This window comes from Cellvibrio sp. ATLC23 (assembly GCF_057196725.1).
Genome location: NZ_JBXUOS010000001.1, coordinates 193914 through 217161, shown reverse-complemented (window position 1 = coordinate 217161; position 23248 = coordinate 193914). Strand labels below are relative to the sequence as shown.

12 protein-coding genes are annotated in these 23248 nt (G+C 48.7%); 6 read left to right on the top strand and 6 right to left on the bottom strand.

The annotated features are described in order from the left end of the window. The first annotated feature begins 126 nt into the window (after window positions 1–126). The 4 genes from fusA (at window position 127) to AC2CG4_RS00855 (ending at window position 8318) form a co-directional block, all read left to right on the top strand. Window positions 127–2217, top strand: coding sequence for an elongation factor G (gene fusA / locus AC2CG4_RS00870; protein ID WP_484484455.1), 2091 nt, complete (start codon window positions 127–129; stop codon window positions 2215–2217). Between the two features lie 88 nt (window positions 2218–2305). Beyond that, window positions 2306–3022 carry a tRNA (adenine(22)-N(1))-methyltransferase gene (locus tag AC2CG4_RS00865; RefSeq protein ID WP_484484454.1) on the top strand — a complete coding sequence of 239 codons (717 nt, stop codon included), beginning with the start codon at window positions 2306–2308 and terminating at the stop codon, window positions 3020–3022. A 243-nt stretch (window positions 3023–3265) separates the two neighbouring features. After that, a complete protein-coding gene (locus AC2CG4_RS00860; RefSeq protein ID WP_484484453.1) occupies window positions 3266–4900 on the top strand; it encodes a family 43 glycosylhydrolase in 1635 nt (544 codons plus the stop codon). A gap of 388 nt (window positions 4901–5288) precedes the next feature. Further along, complete coding sequence (locus AC2CG4_RS00855; protein ID WP_484484452.1) at window positions 5289–8318, top strand: TonB-dependent receptor; 3030 nt, start codon at window positions 5289–5291, stop codon at window positions 8316–8318. A gap of 67 nt (window positions 8319–8385) precedes the next feature. Here the strand turns inward: AC2CG4_RS00855 and AC2CG4_RS00850 are convergent, their stop codons facing one another. Continuing rightward, window positions 8386–9069, bottom strand: a complete 684-nt coding sequence (locus AC2CG4_RS00850; protein WP_484484451.1) for a DUF3313 family protein — start codon at window positions 9067–9069, stop codon at window positions 8386–8388. A 343-nt stretch (window positions 9070–9412) separates the two neighbouring features. On the opposite strand from AC2CG4_RS00850, the gene AC2CG4_RS00845 reads away from it, so the two are divergent. After that, a complete protein-coding gene (locus tag AC2CG4_RS00845; RefSeq protein WP_484484450.1) occupies window positions 9413–10999 on the top strand; it encodes a winged helix-turn-helix domain-containing tetratricopeptide repeat protein in 1587 nt (528 codons plus the stop codon). Here the strand turns inward: AC2CG4_RS00845 and AC2CG4_RS00840 are convergent. From AC2CG4_RS00840 to AC2CG4_RS00825, 4 genes are all read right to left on the bottom strand, one after another. Beyond that, the gene (locus tag AC2CG4_RS00840) at window positions 10996–11847 is read right to left on the bottom strand and encodes a class I SAM-dependent methyltransferase (RefSeq protein WP_484484449.1); all 852 of its coding nucleotides are present in this window, start codon (window positions 11845–11847) and stop codon (window positions 10996–10998) included. The genes AC2CG4_RS00845 and AC2CG4_RS00840 overlap by 4 nt on opposite strands. Window positions 11848–12131: 284 nt before the next feature. Continuing rightward, window positions 12132–16001 carry a phosphoribosylformylglycinamidine synthase gene (gene purL, locus AC2CG4_RS00835; protein WP_484484448.1) on the bottom strand — a complete coding sequence of 1290 codons (3870 nt, stop codon included), beginning with the start codon at window positions 15999–16001 and terminating at the stop codon, window positions 12132–12134. A 173-nt stretch (window positions 16002–16174) separates the two neighbouring features. Then, window positions 16175–16537, bottom strand: coding sequence for a helix-turn-helix transcriptional regulator (locus tag AC2CG4_RS00830; RefSeq protein ID WP_484484447.1), 363 nt, complete (start codon window positions 16535–16537; stop codon window positions 16175–16177). 20 nt (window positions 16538–16557) lie between these two features. Beyond that, window positions 16558–17910, bottom strand: coding sequence for a type II toxin-antitoxin system HipA family toxin (locus tag AC2CG4_RS00825; protein ID WP_484484446.1), 1353 nt, complete (start codon window positions 17908–17910; stop codon window positions 16558–16560). 658 nt (window positions 17911–18568) lie between these two features. On the opposite strand from AC2CG4_RS00825, the gene mltF reads away from it, so the two are divergent. Continuing rightward, the gene (gene mltF, locus AC2CG4_RS00820; protein ID WP_484484445.1) at window positions 18569–20086 is read left to right on the top strand and encodes a membrane-bound lytic murein transglycosylase MltF; all 1518 of its coding nucleotides are present in this window, start codon (window positions 18569–18571) and stop codon (window positions 20084–20086) included. A 157-nt stretch (window positions 20087–20243) separates the two neighbouring features. On the opposite strand, the gene AC2CG4_RS00815 is transcribed toward mltF, so the two are convergent. Continuing rightward, the gene (locus AC2CG4_RS00815) at window positions 20244–23132 is read right to left on the bottom strand and encodes a TonB-dependent receptor (protein WP_484484444.1); all 2889 of its coding nucleotides are present in this window, start codon (window positions 23130–23132) and stop codon (window positions 20244–20246) included. Between the last annotated feature and the right edge of the window lie 116 nt (window positions 23133–23248).

Here is a 23248-nt window from a genome sequence, read left to right as displayed (position 1 = left end):
CCAAAAATGTAAAAGAAGCGCTTTAGACTCCTTTTTCCTTGAGCAAAACCGGATAACTTCCTGTATATTACGCCGCTATTTTCCAACCCTGCTTTTTCTAACCTTGCATAACATTAAGAGAGTCCTATGGCTGACTTATCCCTTTACAGAAACATCGGTATCTTCGCTCACGTGGACGCCGGTAAAACCACTACCACCGAGCGTATCCTCAAGCTCACTGGCCGTATTCACAAAATCGGTGAAGTTCACGAAGGTGAATCAACTACCGACTTCATGGAACAAGAAGCTGAGCGCGGTATTACCATTCAGTCAGCAGCGGTAAGCTGTTTCTGGAAAGGCACCCGCTTCAACGTTATCGATACCCCCGGACACGTTGATTTCACCGTTGAAGTTTACCGTTCATTGAAAGTTCTCGATGGCGGCATTGGCGTATTCTGTGGTTCTGGCGGCGTTGAGCCTCAGTCAGAAACCAACTGGCGCTATGCGAACGACTCAAAAGTATCGCGTTTGATTTTCGTAAACAAACTCGACCGTATCGGCGCTGACTTCCTGAAAGTTACCGCACAAGTTAAGAAAGTATTGGGCGCAAACCCACTGATTATGACTTTGCCAATCGGCCGCGAAGACGAGTTCGTTGGTGTTGTTGACCTGTTAACCCGCAAAGCATACGTGTGGGACGAAACTGGCCAACCAGAAAACTACACCGTCACTGACGTACCTGCCGATATGGTTGACGACGTTGAGTTGTACCGTGGCCAATTGATCGAAACTGCGGTAGAAATGGACGACGACTTGATGATGTCTTACATGGAAGGCGAAGAACCTTCTGTCGACGATATTAAGCGCTGCATCCGTAAAGGTACTTTGGAACTGGCATTCTTCCCAACCTACTGTGGCTCTGCCTTTAAAAACAAAGGCATGCAACTGTTGTTGGACGCGGTAGTTGAATACTTGCCAGCTCCGCACGAAGTTAACCCACAGCCTTTGACCGACGAAGAAGGCAATCCCAACGGCAAATTCGCTATCGTTAGTGCCGATGAGCCGTTCCGCGCTTTGGCATTCAAAATTATGGATGACCGTTTCGGGGCCCTGACTTTCTGCCGCATTTACTCTGGCCGCCTGAACAAAGGCGACACCATTCTTAACTCCTTTACCGGCAAAACCGAGCGCGTAGGCCGCATGGTTGAAATGCAGGCAAACGAGCGTAACGAATTGAACAGCGCTGAAGCGGGCGACATTATTGCTATCGTAGGCATGAAGAACGTGCAAACTGGTCACACCCTGTGTGATCCAAAGCATGAATGTACGCTTGAAGCGATGGTATTCCCTGAGCCAGTAATCTCTATTTCGGTAACTCCGAAAGACAAGGGTTCAGTTGAGAAAATGGGCATCGCCATTGGTAAAATGGTTGCAGAAGACCCAACCTTCCGCGTTGAAACCGACGTAGATTCAGGTGAAACCATCCTTAAAGGTATGGGTGAATTGCACTTGGATATTAAAGTAGACATCCTGAAACGTACTTACGGTGTTGAGTTGATCGTAGGTCAACCACAGGTTGCTTACCGCGAAACCATTACTCGCGAAATCGCCGACAGCTACACCCACAAGAAGCAATCTGGTGGTTCTGGTCAGTACGGTAAGATCGACTACACCATTAAACCAGGCGAGCCAAACACTGGCTTCACCTTCACCACCTCTTGTGTGGGCGGTAGCGTTCCAAAAGAATTCTACCCAGCAATCGAGAAAGGTTTCCGCTCAATGATGGCCACCGGCCCATTGGCTGGCTTCCCGGTATTGGACGTTGTGATCGATGTAAACGATGGTGCATTCCACGCCGTTGACTCCTCGGCAATCGCGTTTGAAATCGCTGCTAAAGGCGCTTTCCGTCAATCCATGCCTAAAGCTGGCCCACAATTGCTTGAGCCAGTAATGAAGGTTGATGTGTTCTCTCCAGAAGATCACGTAGGTGATGTAATTGGTGACCTGAACCGTCGTCGCGGCATGATCTCTGGTCAAGAAGCTGGCGTTACCGGTGTACGCATCAAAGCTGACGTTCCTCTTTCAGAAATGTTTGGCTACATCAGCACCCTGCGTACCATGACCTCTGGTCGCGGTCAGTTCTCTATGGAGTTCTCTCACTACTCCGCATGCCCTGCGAACGTATCTGAAGCAGTAATTGCCAAAGAGAAAGAAAAGAAAGCAGCTGCCGCTAAGTAAGTTTTAGCAAGCAGCAAAAAAGCCCCGGCAGTGTGAATTGCCGGGGCTTTTTTATGGTCGATAACAATCCGCAAGAGAATAGCCAACAGTGAGCAGCGATACAAAAATCAAACTGGGCAAACGCTTACAGCACATTGAAGCCATGGTGAGCGAACACTACGATCACATCTGGGACTGCTGCTGCGACCATGGATTATTAGGTGCTGCGTTACTCTCGCGGCAAGCCGCATCACACATTCATTTCGTGGATGTAGCGCCCGCACTGATGCACGCACTGGAAATTAAACTCTCTCAATTTTATCCCGCAAACACTGAATCAAATTCACACTGGCACACACATTGTCTGGATGCGACAACCCTGCCCTTGCAAGACTTCAACGGTAGACATCTAGTAATCATTGCCGGTATAGGCGGCGACTTGATGACCGAACTGGTTACAGCGATACACCAAAAAAATCCAACCTGTAATATCGATTTCTTACTCTGCCCTGTACACCACCAATTCACTTTGAGGCAGCAATTAATCCAGCTGGACTTCAGTTTGAAAAACGAAAGACTCATCACTGAGAACCAACGTTTTTATGAAATCCTATTAGTATCCACAACCGACAATCCACACGCAAAAATACACCCTGTTGGCAGCCTGATTTGGCAAAGCAACACGCCACAACAAAGCAAAATTGCAGGCAATTACTTACAAAAGACCTTAGCTCACTACAACAGAAACCAACTAAACCCCGAGGCCGCAGTACAGCATATTATTGATGCATATAGCGCTATTACGATTCCACCCCACAACTATTGAGCCAACGCACGGCGTAAGCTCCAGCACTTTTTGGGTTTCATACCAAAGTAATGATATGTAATAAATTTAAGCCCAAGCTGACAACAGTAAATTTTTAAGCAATCATTCACCTCCAGTTTCAAAACACCAGCGACATTAAAATAATATTATTTTCGGCATCTGATTTCGGTCTCTACCACTTACAAAGTGACTTAAGCGTTACCACACCCTTAATCACTTTAATAAAATAATTGGGAGACAAATGTGAAAAAAACCTATCCACTACTGTTAAGCGCGCTCTTGCTAATAATAAGTAGCGCCAGCCAAGCTGACACCAAAAAACAATGCACTCCGCATTTAGGCAACGCCTTTATTAAGCATTGCCAGCAGTGGGCGCAAGGCATTGAAGGTCAACGCAAAGCCGACCTCGGCAACGGAAAATATTTAAATCCCATAATGGCGGGTGATCACCCCGACCCCAGCGTGCTCAAAGACGGTGACGACTACTACATGACGTTTTCATCGTTCGAGGCCTACCCTGCCCTCACTATTTGGCATTCAAAAGATTTGGTGAATTGGCAACCCATAGCGCCGGCACTGACAAAATATGTTGGCAGTATTTGGGCACCGGAACTGACCAAACACAACAACCGTTTTTATTTGTATATCCCGGCAAAATTACCAGGCAACAATAATATTTACGTTATCTGGGCGGACGATATTCGCGGCCCCTGGTCGGAACCTGTTGCACTCAATAATGACCGAATTGATCCGGGTCATATTGTCGGTGAGGACGGTAAGCGCTATTTGTTTTTATCCCACGGCGACCGCGTGCAACTAAGTGATGACGGATTAAAAATAGTGGGCGAGATGGAACATGTATACGACGGCTGGCAATATCCCGAAGAGTGGGATGTAGAAAGCTACGCGCAAGAAGGCCCTAAAATGATGAAACATGGGGGCTACTATTACATGACCCTCGCGCTCGGAGGCACCGCTGGCCCACCGACTGGCCATATGGTAGTGTCGGCACGCTCAAAATCCATTCACGGCCCGTGGGAGAACTCTCCCTACAATCCGATTATCCGCACCGAATCCGCCGCAGAAAAATGGTGGTCAAAAGGTCACGCCACTTTAGTAGAGGGCCCCACTAGCACCAACAGAAAACCCGACTGGTACATGATGTATCACGCCTACGAAAATGGTTTTTACACCCTTGGCCGCCAAGCGATGATGGAACCGATTGAATGGACCAAAGACGGCTGGTTTAAAGCCAAAGGTGTCGATGCCGGCAAGCCGATTGCCAAACCAAAAGGTGGCCAAGCGGTTTCGCACGGCATGGCATTATCCGATGATTTTTCTACCAATAAATTTGGCGTGCAGTGGAGTTTTTTCCGCGGTGATGTTAGCGAAAATCAACGAGTGAAATATAAAGATGGCGCACTCGAATTAACGGCAAAAGGCACATCGCCCAGCAACACATCGCCGCTGACATTTTTAGCTGGCGATCAGGCGTATCAATTTGAAGTGGATATGGAAATTGATCCGGATGCCCAAGGCGGAGCCTTATTATTTTACAACGATAAACTCTATGCCGGTGTCGGCATCAATAAAGATGGCATGGTGCTGCATCGCTATGGCATGGATCAACGCACCACCCCCAAGCCCGAGGGGATGCAAAATACATTGCGCATTCGTGTCACCAATAATCGCCACATCTTAACGATTCACACCAGCACCGATGCAGGCAAAACCTGGGTGAAATACGGTGTGCAAATGGACGTATCCGCTTATCACCATAATGTCGCCTATGGCTTTATGAGTTTGCGCCCAGCAATTTATGCCGCAGGCAAAGGCAAAGTGCGTTTTCGCAATTTGGTCTATCGCGCACTCCCCTAACGGAAAACACTTTTCAAATCATCGACCGAATAAAGGGGCGCCAGTCATTTGGCGCCCCTTTTTCTTCGCAAACAGGTATTACCAATAAGCCGTACCAGAGCCAAACACTCCTTCCTATAACTGCATACCAAAGAACGACGGACAATAAACATACAATAGACCAATACTTTTTAGACCTATTCGCTATTAGAAACACAAAAAACCAATCCAATTACAGCTTGAAATTCACCCAACCCACCTTTATTTAGCATTAATTGCACACACTTGGTGCAAAAATCGAAATATAGGTAATTACCACCACCAATATTGGTAATACCAATTGGTTGACCTGACGCATTATGATACATATACTAAAAAACGATGATAACCATAAAGCGGAGGCAACATCATGTCGATAGAGCAAACGAAGCAGCGCAAATCATCAACGATAGCGCAGCAATTATCATTCACACAGCGACCTTTGACTCGCTGGATTGCAGTGCTGTCAGTCGCTGGTATTACCAGCCCTCTGATGAGCGGAGCAGCACTTGCTCAACAACAAAAACCGGCAGCAGGTGCGGTCGAGGAAGTTATAGTGACCGGCACCCGCAAATTGGTTCAAGACCAGATTGCAATCAAACGCGATGCCACTACCATCGTTGACGGCTTGTCTGCATCTGATATTGGCGAGATGCCTGCACTCTCCATTGGTGAAGCCCTGGAAGCCATTACTGGCGCCGCATCGCACCGTGAAAATGGCGGCGCTACCGAGATCACTATTCGCGGCTTGGGCCCATTCCTGAGCGCAACTCATTTTAATGGCCGCGAAGCGACCAACGGCAGCGGCGACCGCTCAGTTAACTTTTCACAATTCCCGTCCGAGCTGATGAGTAAAGTGGCCATCGCTAAAACTCAGGACGCGTCAATGATTGAAGGCGGCGTGGCCGGTGTCATTATGCTGGAAACACTGAAGCCGCTGACCTATGGCAAACAGCGTATCCAAATAGATGCAAAAGCCAACTACAACCCGGATCAGCAAAACGTCGATAACAGTTTGCAAAGTGACTTGGGGTATCGCGGCACATTCAGTTATGTGGATCAATTTGAACTGGGCAATGGCCAAGCATTGGGCATATCTCTCGGCATGCAGCGCCAAAACATATCGCAGCCAGAAGCAGAATATCGCAGCTCAAGCCCTACTGGCTCTTCCCTATGGGCCTGTTTAAATGACCCCACTAACACCAATGAAGGCTTTTTCCGCAGTTCGTCTGGCGATTGTGAAGACAGACGCTCAGGCGGCAGCAATCAAGGCTACGATACTGAAATTGACCCAACTACCGGCAAAGCGATTAGCGATGGAACCCCCTATGCCTGGACCGGCAGTTCACGCAGCTTTCGTCAAAATGAAACCTCAGATGAGCGCGACTCGATCTTTTTCGCCTTGCAATATCAGCCGTCTGAGGATTGGGACATCAACCTAGATACACAGATTTCAGATCGCACTCAGGCTGAAGATCGCCATGATCTTATCTTCGAGCAAAAGCGTGTCACCCCGGGCGTAACTGGCGAAACCCTGGTAACCAATGGCAATGGCGGCATCCTGCACTGGGAAGGTGTTCCGCGCATTGAGGCTAACGGCGAGAAGTTTTCACGCGAAGAAAACTACAAAGCCTATGGCTTGAGTGTTGGGCATCAGGTCAATGATCGCTTGAAAATTGATGTGGACGCCTCCTATTCACAGACTTTGCGTGAAGAATTACAGATCTCCAACCGCGCCCAGGGCGATCGCATTCCACTTACCTGGACCATGGGAAGCACCATTCCCACAATCACAGTGGAAAATCAGGACCTCACCGATCACAGCTGGTTTGACGGGGGTTACCGCGCGCGCGTTGACCGCGAGAATGTGCGTGAGAATGAAATTAAAGGCCTGCGTGTAGACTTTGATTATGAAACCGATGGCGGTTTTATCACTGGCATTAAGGGTGGTTTACGCGGTTCAGAATTGCGTTTTGTGCAGTTCGGCGGCAGTCAGGGCAATGGCTCACGCACTGAATACACCTCGAGCAACAGCGCTGTAGTAGATGCAATTATCGACAATTGTGCTATTGATTTCCCCGAAAGCGGCTTCTTGTCTTCTGTGCGTGACGGCAACTTGATTACCAATCTGGACAGCGATGGCAATGTTATTGCGCAAGGTACGGGCAACTCATTTGCAGCATTTAGAAATCAATGTGTGGCTAACTCGCTGGCAGATGCAAACGGTGAAGCCTTTGCTTATCCCGATGTCGAACTGGCAAATCCCGGCTCAACTAACGTCACCGAAACGACTTACGCTGCCTACCTGATGGCCGATTATGAAACCCAATTCATGCAGCGGGGCTTGCGCGGTAACTTTGGTGTGCGTGTGGTAGATACCGATGTCAGCTCCATTGGCTATCGCGATCGCTATCAAGTAGCGACCGACCCGGTCACCGGTGTTGTCAGCATCGACACCATTGATGGCGATATTGAATCGGTAAAAGGTGGTGGCAGTTATACCGAGTTATTGCCCAGCATTAATGTCGTGTGGGATTACGACGACGACAAAATCATTCGCGGTGGCATTTACCGTGGCATGTCGCGCATAAATCCATCTGACATGGGTTACTCGCGCACCTTTACCACGGATGATGACGCCGATCCCACTACGCTGGACGATCTGCTCGTTGGCGCCAATGGTTCAGGCAATCCTGATGCGCAGCCACTCATGTCGTGGAACGCTGATGTGTCGTGGGAGTGGTACCCCAATGATGACGCCATTTTTGCGGCGGGTCTTTATTACAAGAAGTTCCAAGGTGGTTTTGAACAACGCACCGTTATGGAAAACTTCGTCATTGATGGCCAAAACGTTAGTTTGCCGATCACCAATGCAGTGACCACGGACAAATCCAGCAATCTCTATGGGCTTGAGGCATCTGTGGCTTACCGCTTTGATTCCGGTATAGGGGTAAAACTTGGCTACAACTGGGCCGATACTGACTTTGAGTTTGAAGACAGTAACTATGGCGATACTTATGTAACAGGTTTGGACGGCACTACAACCCAGCTTACCGCCGGGATAGTTCCACCCGCATCGGTTCCCGGTTTTTCCGAGCATGTATTCAACGGTCAGGTCTACTATCAAATCGGTGAATTTGACGCAGCGATCATCTACAAATATCGCAGTGGCTACTTCCAACCTTACACCAGTAACGGCACTCGCCTGCGCTATGTCGGTGATGTAGGGACTTGGGAGGCGCGAGCGTCGTACAACATTACCGATAACGTCAAAGTCAAACTGGAAGCAATCAATCTGTTTAGCGCACCTAAAGAGCAATACTTTTACGCAGAAGATAATTTAGGTGAAGTGAATGATTACGGTCCACGCATCTTTGCTGGGGTCACCGTAAAGTTCTAAAGTTCGACAAGCGCCAAAATAAAAACGCCTGACCAACATTGGTCAGGCGTTTTTATTTTCTACCGGGTTAAGGTCTGGCGGAGAGTTTATCCAATTCTGTACGCAAATGACGCAACCATTGGTTAAATGCAAGGCGTACCTGAATGTTATTGGTGACACGATTATTCTCTTCCCATATGCGCCCCAAATCGCGCTGGTCGGTAATAATGGCCAAGGGTTTACCAGATACGGAATCGTAGAGCGAAATTTCCAGCGTCATAGTGCCCATGCCTTCGCTATAGACTTTCATTCGGGTTGGGCGCCCTTTCATATCGTCTTTACTGGCGAGCGGCGCTATTTCCAATACTTTGGCCGATACCGTCATCACATCAGCTCCCGCTTTCATCGCCGTTGAATAGGCGCCATCGGCAATCAGATTACTCATCAAGGCTTCGGTATAACGCTCCTGATAATAGCGACGATCGCTGTCATTCAAATCCCAAGGTGTATCATTTAGCGCGTTATTAGAAGAGGGTTTGCGGATTTTGACATCGCTCAAATCCAACTGCTCGACCAGCAGTTTTTTGTATTGCGAAAACTCTGCACCTTTGGCGATAAAAGTACCGTCAAAGCGGGTTTTTTCTACCGCCGTTAGCCCCGCTTTATCTGCCTTTAATTGCGCGTCTTTTTCATGCTGTTGCGTAAAAGAGCAACCGGCAACCACACTGGACGCCAACAGCGCCAGCGCAAACTTTTTCATACTGGTTTTCATAAGTTACCTACCTGTATCTCTGTAGAGAGTGTTGCGGCCTGTGCCGCCGTGTATTTATAAGACGTTATTGGTCAATCAGGGTTCAGTGGATACTTATCCCACAGGGTGTTTGGCAGATTACAACAAAACCACCCCGAGGCAGTAAGTTATTGAAGCATAAAATCGAACGAACCAATTTAAAGCCTTTGTTTAAGTTTGTAATATTTTGTAGCCTTCTCTGCTAGCTTCTTTCTTTTGTGCCCTAACCGTTGAACTAGCCAATCTTTTCCGATTAAACAAACAGCACCACAAGAATAGTTCCAGCTACGTTGACCGATACCTGACTGAAAGTTAGGATTGAATAATGAAATTCATCTTCGATCATTTCACATTAGACACTGATGTCGCCACATTAATGATTGGTGAGGAGGAGATTACACTTGAACCTCGCGTATTTAACCTACTTACTTTTTTAGTTTCCAATCGCAAAAAGGTAGTGACCAAGCAAGAAATTATCGATGCAGTTTGGGGTGGACGCTTTACCTCTGATGCAGCGTTAACAACTTGTTTAAAATCCCTTAGACATGCATTACGAGATGATGGCAATCAACAGCGCTACATCAAAACCCTGCGCGGGCGAGGATTTCGATTTATTGTTGATGGCGTCGAAATAAACACACTTAATTCTGTATCCTGTATTTCAAATTCCCCTACGCCTAACAACATTTCTGTTACTCAGCCTCAATCACTCTCGATTGCTCAGAGAAAACCCTCGATTATCATTCTTCCATTTCAAGGAGAGATTTCCGCACCACTGGGTTCGGTGATTGCCGAAGCTATGGCGCACGATTTAATTCAGGCCTTATCCCGTTTGCGTTGGTTGAGGGTTATCAACCGCGGCACCGCCTTTCAGTTTGATATGCCTAATCCCGATCTCGGACAAATAGGGCATCAACTCAATCTACGTTATGCGCTCTGCGGCTCTATTGTGGCCATTGGACAAATACGAGTTATCACAGTAGAACTCAACGACTGCGAAAACTCGGAAGTCATTTGGGCTGAGCGATTTGAAGTCGCTCAAGACTCGCTGCATCAGATTCGTCAAACTATTACCGCCAGCGTAATCGCTTCGCTGGAAATATATATCCCGCAAAATGAAGCTCGAATTGCCAGCCTAAGCTCCTCAGAAAATTGGGATGCATGGGCCAATTATCATTTAGGCTTGCGCTATATGTTTCGCTTTACGGCGAATGACAACACCCAAGCAACACACTACTTCACTCAAGCAATTCGGCAGGATAAACAATTCGCTCGCGCTTACGCTGGCTTATCGTTTACCCGGTTTCAGGATGCATTTTTACGCTACGATACCAATCTGGATTTAGCGATAAAAGATGCGCGCAACTTGGCAGAACAAAGTGTAGAACTAGATCCGCTCGACCCTTTTACCAACTACAACATGGGAAGATCATTTTGGTTGCAAGGCGAGACAGAAGCAGGGTTAGGTTGGCTGGAAAAATCAGTAACCCTCAGCCCTAATTTTGCACAGGGATATTACTCACGCGCTTTCTGTGAGGTTATGCAGGGGAAAACCGAATTGGCGTTGGAAAATACAGAACTCTCACTACATTTAAGTCCATTAGATCCACTGCTCTACGCCAATTACGCACTCAAAGCCTTTAGTTATTTACATGTAGGGGATATGGCCAAAGCCATGTTATGGGCAGAAAAGGCTGCCTCTACACCTGGCGCACATTTTTTGATTTATATGATTGCCTCGACCATTTATGCATTGGCAGGAGAGAAAAAGAAATCTCACTATTGGCGCATTCGTGTCTTAGCCCATAAGCCAGATGCCAACAGCTCGCACTTTTTTTGCGCTTTTCCATTTATTAATAAAGCGCTGCAAACCCTATTAAAAAAAGGCTTACAGCGCGCGCGATTTAATTAACCTCGCTTGGTAACAACCACTTCCAAGTAAACAGAAGGCACTTTAAACCGACCTTCTTTATCCACATTAAATTCATCTATCAACGCAGTTATGTCTTGCGTCAAAGCCAGTTGCTGCTCGCTCGACAATGTATTAAATACTTTATGTACGGGGCCATAAAAAGTGCGAAAGACTTCCAACCAATGGTCTGCGGATAAATAACGGAACACATATTCACGACGAGTAATAGCAATATTTTCTGCCGCAGAGCCAAAATGCTGTTGAATAAATTCAGGCGTCCCCCAAAGCGCAGGCGACTGGATTCCCGTTGGTGGAGCAACGTACTTCCCTACTATTTTAAACAAGCGGCCAATAAATCCTTCCGGCGCCCAGTTAGCCAAACCGATTTTTCCACCCGGTTTACACACACGAATTAATTCCGCTGCCGATTGTGCCTGATTGGGGGTAAACATCACTCCAAAACTAGAGGCCACATTGTCAAAGTAATTATCTGCAAAGGGTAACTGCTCAGCATCGGCTTGCTGATAGTCGATCAGCCATCCTTCTGCTGCTGCACGCACCTTACTTTGTGCCAACAACTCTGGCACATAATCCGTTGAAGTCACCCGGCAATAACGACGCGCTGCCGCCAAAGTAACATTGCCATTGCCAGCAGCGACATCAAGTAATGTATCGCCACTGGTTACATCCAAAGCCTCGCACAAACTCTCACCGGTGATTTGCAAGGTACTGCCTACTTTACCGTAATCGCCCGATGCCCACATGGCTTGCTGTTTGGTTTTAATCGCTCCAAAATCAGGACGAGCAATTGATTCTGTAGTTAGTTGAGTCGTTAAATTTTCATTCATGGGATATCTCCTTCAATCCAAAAGTAATCAGCTTCCAACTGGAATCTGTCATAACCAGATTAATAAGATTGATGTGGATTAACTTGAGGGAAATATGGGGATTCGCTGAAGATTGGATAAAAAGTAAATTACAGTGCCGGGTGCTGGATAGCTTTCATGAAAACTACATCTAGCCAATTTATTGATGAATTAGCTTGGTCAACCATAAACAACAAAGGAGGCCGAAGCCTCCTTTGTTTTTTACTAGATGTTTTTTACTACATCTATTTACTACGATGGATTGATTAACCCACAAATACCCGCGCGTTGCGGAACAAACGCAACCAGGCACCATCATCTTTCCAGTCGTCCGGTTTCCATGAATTGCTCACCGCGCGGAAGACCCGCTCGGGGTGCGGCATCATGATGGTGACACGGCCATCTTTACTGCTAACACTGGTGATGCCCAAGGGTGAACCATTGGGGTTGGCAGGATAGGTTTCAGTTGCATTGATATTGTTGTCGATAAAACGTAGCGCCACTGTGCCACTGTCGTTACAGGTTTTTAAGGCATCGGCATTGGCAAATTCGGCGTAACCTTCACCGTGGGCAACGGCCACTGGCATATGTGAACCGGCCATGCCTTTGAACAATACCGATGAAGATTCCTGCACTTGTACCAAGCTGAAACGCGCTTCAAATTGCTCAGATAAGTTGCGCACAAAACGCGGCCAATGATCTGCGCCGGGAATGATATTTTTCAGATTCGCCATCATCTGACAGCCGTTACACACGCCCAAACTGAAAGTGTCATCGCGGTGGAAGAAACGCTCGAATTCATCGCGCACTTTGTTGTTAAACAAAATGGTTTTTGACCAACCTTCACCAGCGCCAAGCACATCGCCGTAAGAGAAACCGCCACAAGCCACCAAGCCTTTGAAGGTTTCCAGCGATACACGGCCAGAGAGCAAATCGCTCATGTGTACATCAACTGCGTTGAAACCGGCGCGATCAAATGCGGCGGCCATTTCGATGTGGCCGTTAACACCCTGCTCACGCAATACGGCGATGGATGGACGCACGCCAGTGTTGATGAAGGGCGCAGCAACGTTTTCGTTGATGTCGTAACTGAGTTTTACACTCAAGCCCGGATCAGTTTTTAGGATGCCATCGAATTCAGATTTGGCGCAGGCCGGGTTATCGCGCAAGGCTTGCATGCGATAGCTGGTTTCTGCCCAAAGTGATTGCAATTGCGCACGGGCTTGGTTGAACAGCTCATTTGCACCTTGTTTAATCACCAAGGTATCGTTTGTATTCAAGCTGCCAATCGCTTTCACACTCACACCTGCAGCAGTAAAACGTGCTTGCACTGCTGCAGAATTGGCGCGGGTGACTTGCACTACTGCACCCGCTTCTTCGTTGAACAGCACAGCCAGCGCATCTGCACCCAAACCGTCCAAATCAACACTGACACCTGTGTGACCGGCAAAGGCCATTTCAGCCAGGGTGGTAAATAAACCACCGTCGCTGCGGTCGTGGTAGGCGAGCAATTCATTAGCGGCAAGGCTCGCTTGCATCGCATTAAAGAAACCTTTGAGTTGTGCGCCGGAATCCAAATCAGCGGGAACATCGCCCAACTGGTTGTAAACCTGCGCCAAAATCGAACCACCCAAACGGTTTTTGCCGTTGCCCAAATCGAGCAGCAACAATTCGGTATCGCCCTTGTCGGTGCGCAGTTGCGGGGTCAGGGTTTGGCGAACATCGACTACTGGTGCAAACGCGGAAATAATCAGCGAGAGTGGTGCGGTAACCGCTTTATCTTCATTGCCGTCTTTCCATGCGGTGCGCATGGACATGGAATCTTTACCCACTGGAATAGTAATGCCGAGTTCAGGGCAAAGCTCCATACCGACCGCTTGCACGGTGCGATAGAGTTTTTCGTCTTCGCCCTTGTGGCCAGCAGCACACATCCAGTTGGCCGAGAGTTTTACGTCGGACAATTTTTCAATGCGTGTTGCAGCTATGTTAGTAATCGCTTCAGCGATTGCCATACGGCCAGACGCGGGAGCATCGAGCAGCGCCAGCGGTGTGCGCTCGCCGATACTCATAGCTTCGCCTTTGATGCTGTCGTAACTCACCGTGGTAACGGCAACGTCAGCAACGGGAACTTGCCATGGACCGACCATTTGATCGCGCGCCACCATACCGGTGACCGAGCGGTCGCCGATGGTGATAAGGAAATTTTTGCTCGCCACGGCAGGATGCTTAAGTACCCGCTCCGCCGCTTCTTTTAATGCAATGCCATCCGTTGCAAACGCCTGTGTGACGGCTTGGTGTTTGTCGGCAGCGCGATGCATTTTTGGCGCTTTGCCAAACAATACCGACATAGGCAGATCGACCGGTTTAGCGTCGAAGTGTTTGTCGTTAACCAGCAGGTGTTTCTCGTCCGTCGCCTCGCCCACTACGGCATAGGCTGCGCGCTCGCGCTGGCAGATAGCTTCAAAACGCGGCAGATCTTCCGGTTTGATTGCCAATACATAACGCTCTTGCGATTCATTACACCAAATCGCCAATGGGCTCATGCTCGGCTCATCATTGGGCACATTGCGCAATTCGAACTTGCCGCCGGTGCCACCATCTTTCACCAACTCAGGGAAAGCGTTGGACAAACCGCCCGCACCTACATCGTGAATAAAGGCGATGGGATTGTGGTCACCCAACTGCCAGCAAGCGTCGATCACTTCCTGACAGCGGCGTTCCATTTCCGGGTTTTGACGCTGCACGGAGGCGAAATCCAGATCTTCTGACGATGAACCTGAAGCCATAGAAGATGCTGCACCACCACCCAAACCAATCAACATGGCTGGGCCGCCGAGCACGACTAATTTGGAACCGGCCGCAAAGGGCGGTTTTTCGATGTGTTCGGCTTTGATGTTGCCGTAACCACCAGCCAGCATAATCGGCTTGTGGTAGCCGCGACGCTCGCCGTCAAAGTTCTCTTCAAAGGTACGGAAGTAGCCACAGATATTCGGGCGACCAAATTCGTTGTTAAACGCCGCACCGCCGATAGGGCCGTCGAGCATGATGTCGAGTGCGGTCACAATGCGACCCGGCTTGCCGTAGTTCTCTTCCCAGGGCTGGACAAAATCGGGGATTTGCAGGTTGGATACAGTGAACCCGTTCAAACCCACTTTGGGTTTGGAGCCACGGCCAACCGCACCTTCATCGCGAATTTCACCACCGGCACCAGTACCGGCACCCGAGAAAGGAGAGATCGCGGTCGGGTGGTTGTGGGTTTCAACCTTCATTAATAAATGAATCGGTTGTTGGGTGTATTCGTAGGCTTTGGTATCCGGATTGGGGTAAAAGCGCCCTGCTTCATGGCCAACCACAACCGCAGCGTTATCGGCATAGGCCGAAAGCACATCTTCACCGCCGACTTCGTTGGTGTTTTTGATCATTTTGAACAGGCTTCGCTCTTGTTCAACACCGTCAATAGTCCAAGAGGCATTGAAGATTTTGTGGCGACAGTGTTCCGAGTTGGCTTGGGCAAACATCATCAATTCAACATCGATGGGATTGCGGCCGAGGGTTTTGAACGCATCAACCAAGTAGTCGATTTCATCTTCAGCCAAGGCCAAACCGAGGGATTTGTTGGCGGCAACCAACGCATCGCGGCCACCGCCAAGAATATCAACCGAGGTCTGCGGCGCTGGTGATTGGGATACAAACAATTGTTCAGCAGCTTCGAGGCGATCAAATACAGTTTCCACCATGCGGTCATGCAACAGCGCGGCGATAACAGCGCGATCAGCTGCGCTTACAGCACCTGTCACATAGTAGGCGATGCCGCGCTCGATCCGGCGCACTGACTCAAGGCCGGTGTTTTTGGCGATATCAGTCGCTTTGGATGCCCAGGGGGAGATAGTTCCCAAGCGTGGCACTACCAAAAAGAGCTCGCCGTCATGACTCACTTGACCTTCAACCTTGGGGCCATAAGTGAGTAATTGTTGCAACACAGATTGCTGTTCAGCACTCAAGGGCGCAGCAACATTGGCGAAATGCACAAACTCGGAGTTCACACCGGTCACAGCGGGAACGCGCTGTTGCAGGTTGGCCAAAAGTTTTTGCGTACGGAAACTGGAAAGAGCGGGAGCGCCACGCAGAATCAGCATAGTGGGAAGAGCCTCAGCATCGGGGGGATATGAAAAAGGCCGCCATTGTACTGGATTTTCCAGCAGATCAGGCAGGTTTTTACTGCGCACCGCGCAACAACTACCCCTTAGGCTTAAGCGGCTATAGAGCCCCTTCGTCAATAATTGTCGCTCTATAAATTTGGGGGCCGCATTTAGGCCCCTCTTTTAAAACCGACCAATCTATCTTGCCCGGTAAATAGAACATCCTCTGTGTGTTGGGTTTGGGCTAATTTCTCAAATAAATATTTACTGCGAGGCAGCAACCCCAAACGAAGCCCAAAGGGTTTGAATACCGAATTAATAACGGCAATCGATTGGCTGCCGGTATCATTTTCTATATCGGACAGGGTGCGCCTGCTAACGCCTACCAGTGCGGCGTATTGATCCTGGCTCATCCCTAAAACCTCTTTGCGTAATTGCCGTAAAACCTTGCCCTCACTTAGCTCGCCATCCAAAATCTTCTGCAAGCTGGTAACTAGCAATGCTTCGCGCTCTTGTGGTGTTAGTAATTTCATCATCTCGCCGCTACAAAAAGTTAGTTCAATAGCTCCCAGGCTTTTAATTTTTCATCCAAAAAATCAAAACCTATCGCTGGCAGTTGCAGTAATCGTGTGGATACACCGCGCTCGGCAAGCCGCTCAGGCAAACCTTTGAGTTTTTTGGCCAGCCCCATCAGCTCTTCAATAATAGCTTCCGGCGGTGCAACATCAGCCAATGCGTGGGCAATCTTAATCCAATCAAAACGCCCGCCCTCTTCATAGGGTGAACCCCAGGTAGTGCTGCGGGTTATGCCTTCAGGGTCTGCTTTCATGGGTGCAAAATCATAAACTGGTGCCAAGGTAATACCTTGCGGGCGCTTGATCAGGGAGGTATTGCACCCATGGTTATCGGAATTGCCAAAGACGACATTTAAAAAATCGCGCTTTACCCATTCGACCACAAATGCTTGTTGATCAAATGGTTCACCTAACTCTGTTACGCGATATTGCGCACGTAAAACTCGCAAGGTATCGCGCAGGGCAGTGAAATGATTGAGATAAGCACCAGGGGCTTTGCCAAGCACAGCGTAGAGTGATTCCAAACCGTAGCGCTGCTGCTGGCCACTGATAAAATCCACATCAAAACGTGGCAACCAAAGTGAAGGATAGCGCTCGCCCTCCAGGAGCCGCATATGCTGCGTATTAATAGTTTCAATGCCTAGAGCATTCAGTTCCTGATAGTAGTGAAATTCGGCGCGCAAAATATCGCAGTCATCCTGAGTGCGATTGCCACGCGGGAATTTCACTAAATAATGCTGATCGCTGTTGGTTAAATCGTCTTGATAGGTATCAATCCAAATTTCATCACGCGCCGAGCAACGCACCAATAACTTAGGCGCCTCCCCTCCGGCACCTGTGGCACCACCACTGACTGCACCCATCGCTTGCGCGTATTCGAGAAAGTCACTGTGGCGCTCAACAACATCTCTGAGCTGAAAGCGCATCTGTGTTAGTTGGCTGCCGTCGACTTTAACCGGCAGCGCTTCTTTAATACGCAAGTTGCCTACCGGCGCTATAGTGCCTCGGGCGAGCAACTGGTAATCCTGCTGCGCGGGCGACAAATGGCCAATATCCAAATAATTGACCCAGTAACGCCGACTGGCTCCGGCGGGCATGATGTCATCCAAAAAAGCAAACCAGGGTTTACTGCGGTAGATTTGCATGAGATCCACAGGCAAGCTCAAGCTGCAGGCACATCCATCATCCCGCCCAAGGTGTTCAAGTGCGTAGCGCTGGGGATGGTAGCTTAACTGTGCAAGCCCATAGCGCCCCGCCGCAGGATCGGCAATATCCAGCAGGGCGGCATCTTGCCACTTATCATGGTGAAATAATTGAAGAGTGAGAGTCATAGCTTCTCTTTTGAGAAAAATATTTCTCAAATATTAACATTCAATTGAAAAAAGAGAAATATTTTGCACATTATTATATTTAATTGGTCATATTGAGTAAAATATCACTCAATATCTTTATAGCTACGTCTGCCCAATACATAAATCCTCCTGATATTAACGCCCCTACCTCCTACCGCCAGTCGGGTTATCGATCAAGTTTAATAAACAGGCGTGACTGGCAATTGGATTTGTTGGTGTAGATAAAACCGAACCGCATTGCAGCTTATAACTAAAAAATCTCAATTTTGGCGCTTTTTTGTGCAATTTTTTAACAAAAACTTACTCCTTCTGATCCTTTTTTGATGTTCTCTAATACGCCAAAGGCGTCAAAAGTCACATTTTTTAGTATTTTTTTGACCGTTTGTCGGCTGTTCCAGTCGCGCTGAAAGTGACCAAAACCCTTGTAAACTAAGGGGGAAAGGCAAAAAAGATCAAATTACAACCAACTCGCTAGCCCATGTATGCTCAAAAAACAAGCTAGGCGACCTCAAACGCCACAGATAAAATGGCGGGGTATTTGCACGGGTCATTAATGGATTGGATTCGGCATGAATGCGCACACACGAAGAGAACAACCTTTCGAGCGTTGCACTTCAGCAACCGGAGTAACCCCTTTATGGAAATTCGCAAACGATCAGCGTTAGTGATTAAGTCCATCCTAACGAGCTGTATTATAGGTTCGTTATTTATTGCCAGCAGTGTATTGCTGGTACGTAGCACCCCTCCAACTCAATTGGAGAAAGTACTTGAAGCAGGCGAATTGCGTGTTGTATCCACCAATGGCCCTACTACCTACTACGAAGGCTCCGATGGCCTGACGGGTTTTGAATATAGCCTGGTAAAAGGCTTTGCGGATTCACTCGGCCTGAAATTAGTGATTGAAGATGAGCCTGATTTGGGCGCGATGCTCAATAGAGTTACCAAACAAAAGGTTCACTTTGCCGCAGCCAGCTTGACTGAGCTGGAAAGCCGTAACACCCAAGTCACCTTTGCCACCCCTTTTATGCAGGTTACGCAGCAGTTGATTTACAACAGCCGTCGCCCGCAACCCACCAGCATCAAAGACTTGCAAGATAAAGAAGTACTAGTAATCGCTAACAACTCACACGCTGAGCGCCTTAAGGCACTACAAACCGAGTTTCCCAAGCTGCATTGGCGAGCGCTGGACAATATTGAAATGATCGACTTGCTGGATATGATCAATAAAGGCGAAGCCGATTACGCCGTTATTGACTCTACCGCCTACGACCTCAATCGCTGGTCCTACCCTAAAGCGCGACTCGCTTTTGATGTAAGCGATCCACAGCCATTGGCTTGGGCATTTCCCACGCAGCACGACACCACCTTATTTGATGCAGCCCAGCAATACTTAAACAGCATCAAAGCCGATGGCAGTTTGGCCAAAGTGACTGAAGAGTTTTTTGATCGCCATATTGAAGAAGTAACGACGGGTGAGGCCATGGCCTTTACCTATCGCCTTGAGCAGCGCCTGCCACAGTGGCTAGATGATATGAAAGCAGCGGCAGCTAAATACAATCTGGATTGGCAATTGCTAGCTGCCATCAGCTATCAGGAATCTCACTGGAAGGCCGATGCCCGCTCTCATACCGGCGTGCGCGGTTTGATGATGCTCACCCGCAACACTGCCAAAGCCATGGGCATCAAAGACCGTGAAGATCCGCAACAAAGCATTCAGGGTGGCGCCAAGTATTTTAGTATCGTGCTGAAACGTCTTCCCAAACGTATTAAAGGTGAAGATCGTTTGAACATGGCGTTGGCTGCATATAACCAAGGGCTTGGACATTTGGAAGATGCCCGCGTACTAACCGAGCGCATGGGCGGCGACCCCACCAAGTGGGAAGATGTGCGCAAATACATGCCGCTACTCGCCAAGCAGCAATATTACAGCCGCGCCAAACACGGTTACATGCGGGGCTGGGAGCCAGTTGGATTTGTCGATAACGTGCGCAACTACTACAAAATTATCGCCTGGCATCAACAGCAAAAAGAGTTCCGCCTCGCCACAACCAATAATGGCAGCCGCCTGTCCGCCAATACGCGACAGGGGAATACCGAAAATAGCACTGATAGCGATACTCTAGAAGGCACAGCTAACACAGTGTCAATACTGTAACTCTGAACCCTCCTAACAAAAACCCACCAGACTGCCGCACTTGCGGCAGTTTTTGTTTGTAGCTGCACACCGCCCATTACCAGTATCGCGCCAAAAAAAAGCCCCCGGTTTAAGCCAGGGGCAAACACAAGATTCAAATAATATTAACAATTACACCTTAAAAGCTGCCGCGAATACCTAAAGTGGCGGTGTAGCCTGGATCGTAATAGGTGAAGGTCGCATTGTCATAATGATAGGTAGTGCGCAATGGTTCGCCGGTCAAGTTACTAATGTTCAACGTCACCATCGGCTCGGTTGCAACACCTTCAAACTGATAGCTGGCTGACAAATCCCATTGACCGCGTTCATCTGCTTTTAACTGCGCAAAAGAGATGCCATTTTGGTTAGGGCCAGAGATAACCTGTGCGTCATACCATGTGTATGACAAACGCAAAGATGCGCCGTAATTTTCCCAATAACCAGTAAAGTTGTAGGTCTGTGGCGATACGCCAATCGCTTGTGCCGGTGCCCCCTGCCCTTCACCTTTTTGATCGATCTTGGTGAAGTTGGCATTAAAACCAAGACCTTCTACCAGCATATCCAGCGGTTGCACCCAAGTGATTTCCTGACCGCGCAACTCCAGATTACCTGGCGCGTTTACTTGCTGCTGCACAGTAACAGTCGCAGCATTCGGGCCACCACGGCTATCTATTGCACCGCGCTGTAAGTCGGTCAAAGTATCGTAGGGCACACCCAACTGTAGGAATGGAATCGTATTGGTGCCCAACACGGTAAAACCGGTCACCTGCTTATTGAAGAAAGTCACGCCGACATAACCTTCGTCGCCTGTATACCATTCACCACCTATATCAAAGTTGGTCGACAAGTAGGGGCTCAAATTCGGATTGCCCTGAGTGGCTTGCTGCGCCGACGGATCGCTGAACTGCGTAGCAGGCAACATCGCACTCGGGTTGGCGCGGGTCAGAGTACGCGATGCCGACAAGCGCAGTTTCACATCGTCCATCACATCCAATGTGGAGTTGAACGATGGCAGGAAGGCATCATAGGTAGAGTCTAGATGTTGATATTCACGTACACCGCCGATAGTCACTGGGCCAGAGATCAACTGATCGGTAGTGACGTAGCGAGTCCCCAGGTTGAAACTGAGCGGGCGCGAGGCAACTTCGGTCACACCATTGATTTCAACATAGGCACCCATAGTTTCTTCATCCACACCCCCGGTGCTGGCGCCAGTAGGCGAACTGTTGTTTTCCGGAGCGTTTTTGCTTAACTCATGATAATTGGTGTCGGCCATAAAGCGATCAAAGTCAACGGTGATAAAACCGTATGGGCCAGGCTTGAGATAAGACGCCAGCTGTGACTGGGGAATACCGGAATTGGGGTTCAAGCCATTGCAAGGCAAACGGCCCGTCGCGGGGCTATTGCCATCGGCATCCAGACCATTGCGGCAGACCACATCCTCCCAGCGAGCACTGTTATCCCGCGCAGAGATGGTGCGTGATATTTGATCGTAGGCCAAACCAAAACGAATATTTTGCACACTATCGCCAAAACGATAATCCAGATGCGCACCCTCGGTTTCAGTAATGCGTTTTTCGTTAGCAATATTTAACCTGCCACCGGCAAATACCCAGCCTGCATTAGGGTCATTAAGATCGACATTGGTCGTGACTTGCGGATAGGGTTTGCCATTGTTCTCATAGTTAACAACAGTGCCCTGCCCCATCGGAGTATTGATTAGCACGGTGGGCGACTCGCGGAAAAAATCACTGCGGCTGGCATTGAGTTGCAAATCCAAGGTGTGATCATCGCCAAATTCAAAGTGTGCACCCGGGTTAAAGTTGTAAAAATCAACGTCTTCTTTATAGGGGCGCGCCTCTAGGAAAAACTGGGCATTAGCAAAGGTCCCCTTGGTCACCACGTTGTTTTCATCTACTTCCATATTTAGCGGAATTAATGAACCAAAACGACCAACCCAATTCACATCCAAACGATCAAAATCCCGCGAGGCGTCAGCCCACATAGCGTCCAGATAAAATTGGGTTTCATCAGAGGAACGATACTCAAGCGATAACAAACCCGACACACGGTCGCGGGTGCCGTCGATGTAGGCTGGGCGACTCAAACGCGGCAGCAGACCGTCACCAATTTGCTGCAGGGTCGCATTGGGGTTATTAGCCCGCAGGAAAGCTGCATCCACGACTGTACCGGCAACCAAGCCAGCACCGGCGCCAGCAGGAACTGTAGCTGGTACGTTGATGTTGTTTCCACCAATTGTATTGCAAGGCGCTGCCGTTGCAGTACCGCACTGGGCAGCCGACAAATTCATATTTGACCACCCAATGGTTTCATAACCTTCAGTGGTCGATTTGCTATTAACCCCGGCAAGCCCAAACAACACGCCGAAGTTTTCATTGCGCCAGCTAGTCGTGAACGCCGCGCGTGGACTAGTTTCTTGATTGATCTCGGTATAGGCCAACTGCCCCTGATAAGTCGTATGGAAACCTTCATCTTTACTATCAAATGGGCGCGCACTGCGCATATTCACCACACCGGCCAAACCACCTTCAAGCGTGCTGGCAACTGGCGTTTTAGATACATCAATACGGGTAAACAATTCGGTTGGAAAGAGGTTTAGATCAACTTCGCGGTTCTGGTTTTGCGAATCAACGCTCCCACCTGATGCCACAGCAATCTGCGAACCATTGAGCAACACCTTGGTGAAATTGGTGCCCAAACCGCGAATCGCAATCTGCAACCCATCGCCATTGATATCGCGAGTCAACTGAATACCGGGAATACGGCCAATCGATTCGGCCACATTCAAATCGGGAAACTTGCCGATATCTTCCGCAAATACGGATTCCACCAAACTGGTTGAAGCGCGCTTGGCGTTCGTGGCGCTTTGCAAACTCGCCTTATAGCCAGTTACCACAACCTCTTCGACTTCCGCTTTTGGTGCTTGCTGCGCTTGGGTAACACTGGATGCGATTGCCAAACTGAGCAGGCTGACCGCGAAAAAAGGACGTGTGTGATTTGTTCTCATAATCAATTCCCATGGGCTTATTGTTAGATGTGTACTTGTATACATGAATACAAACGCCGCGATGCTATTACTTGTATACTAGTGTGTCAACATTTGTACAGCCTTTTGCTTTCCGC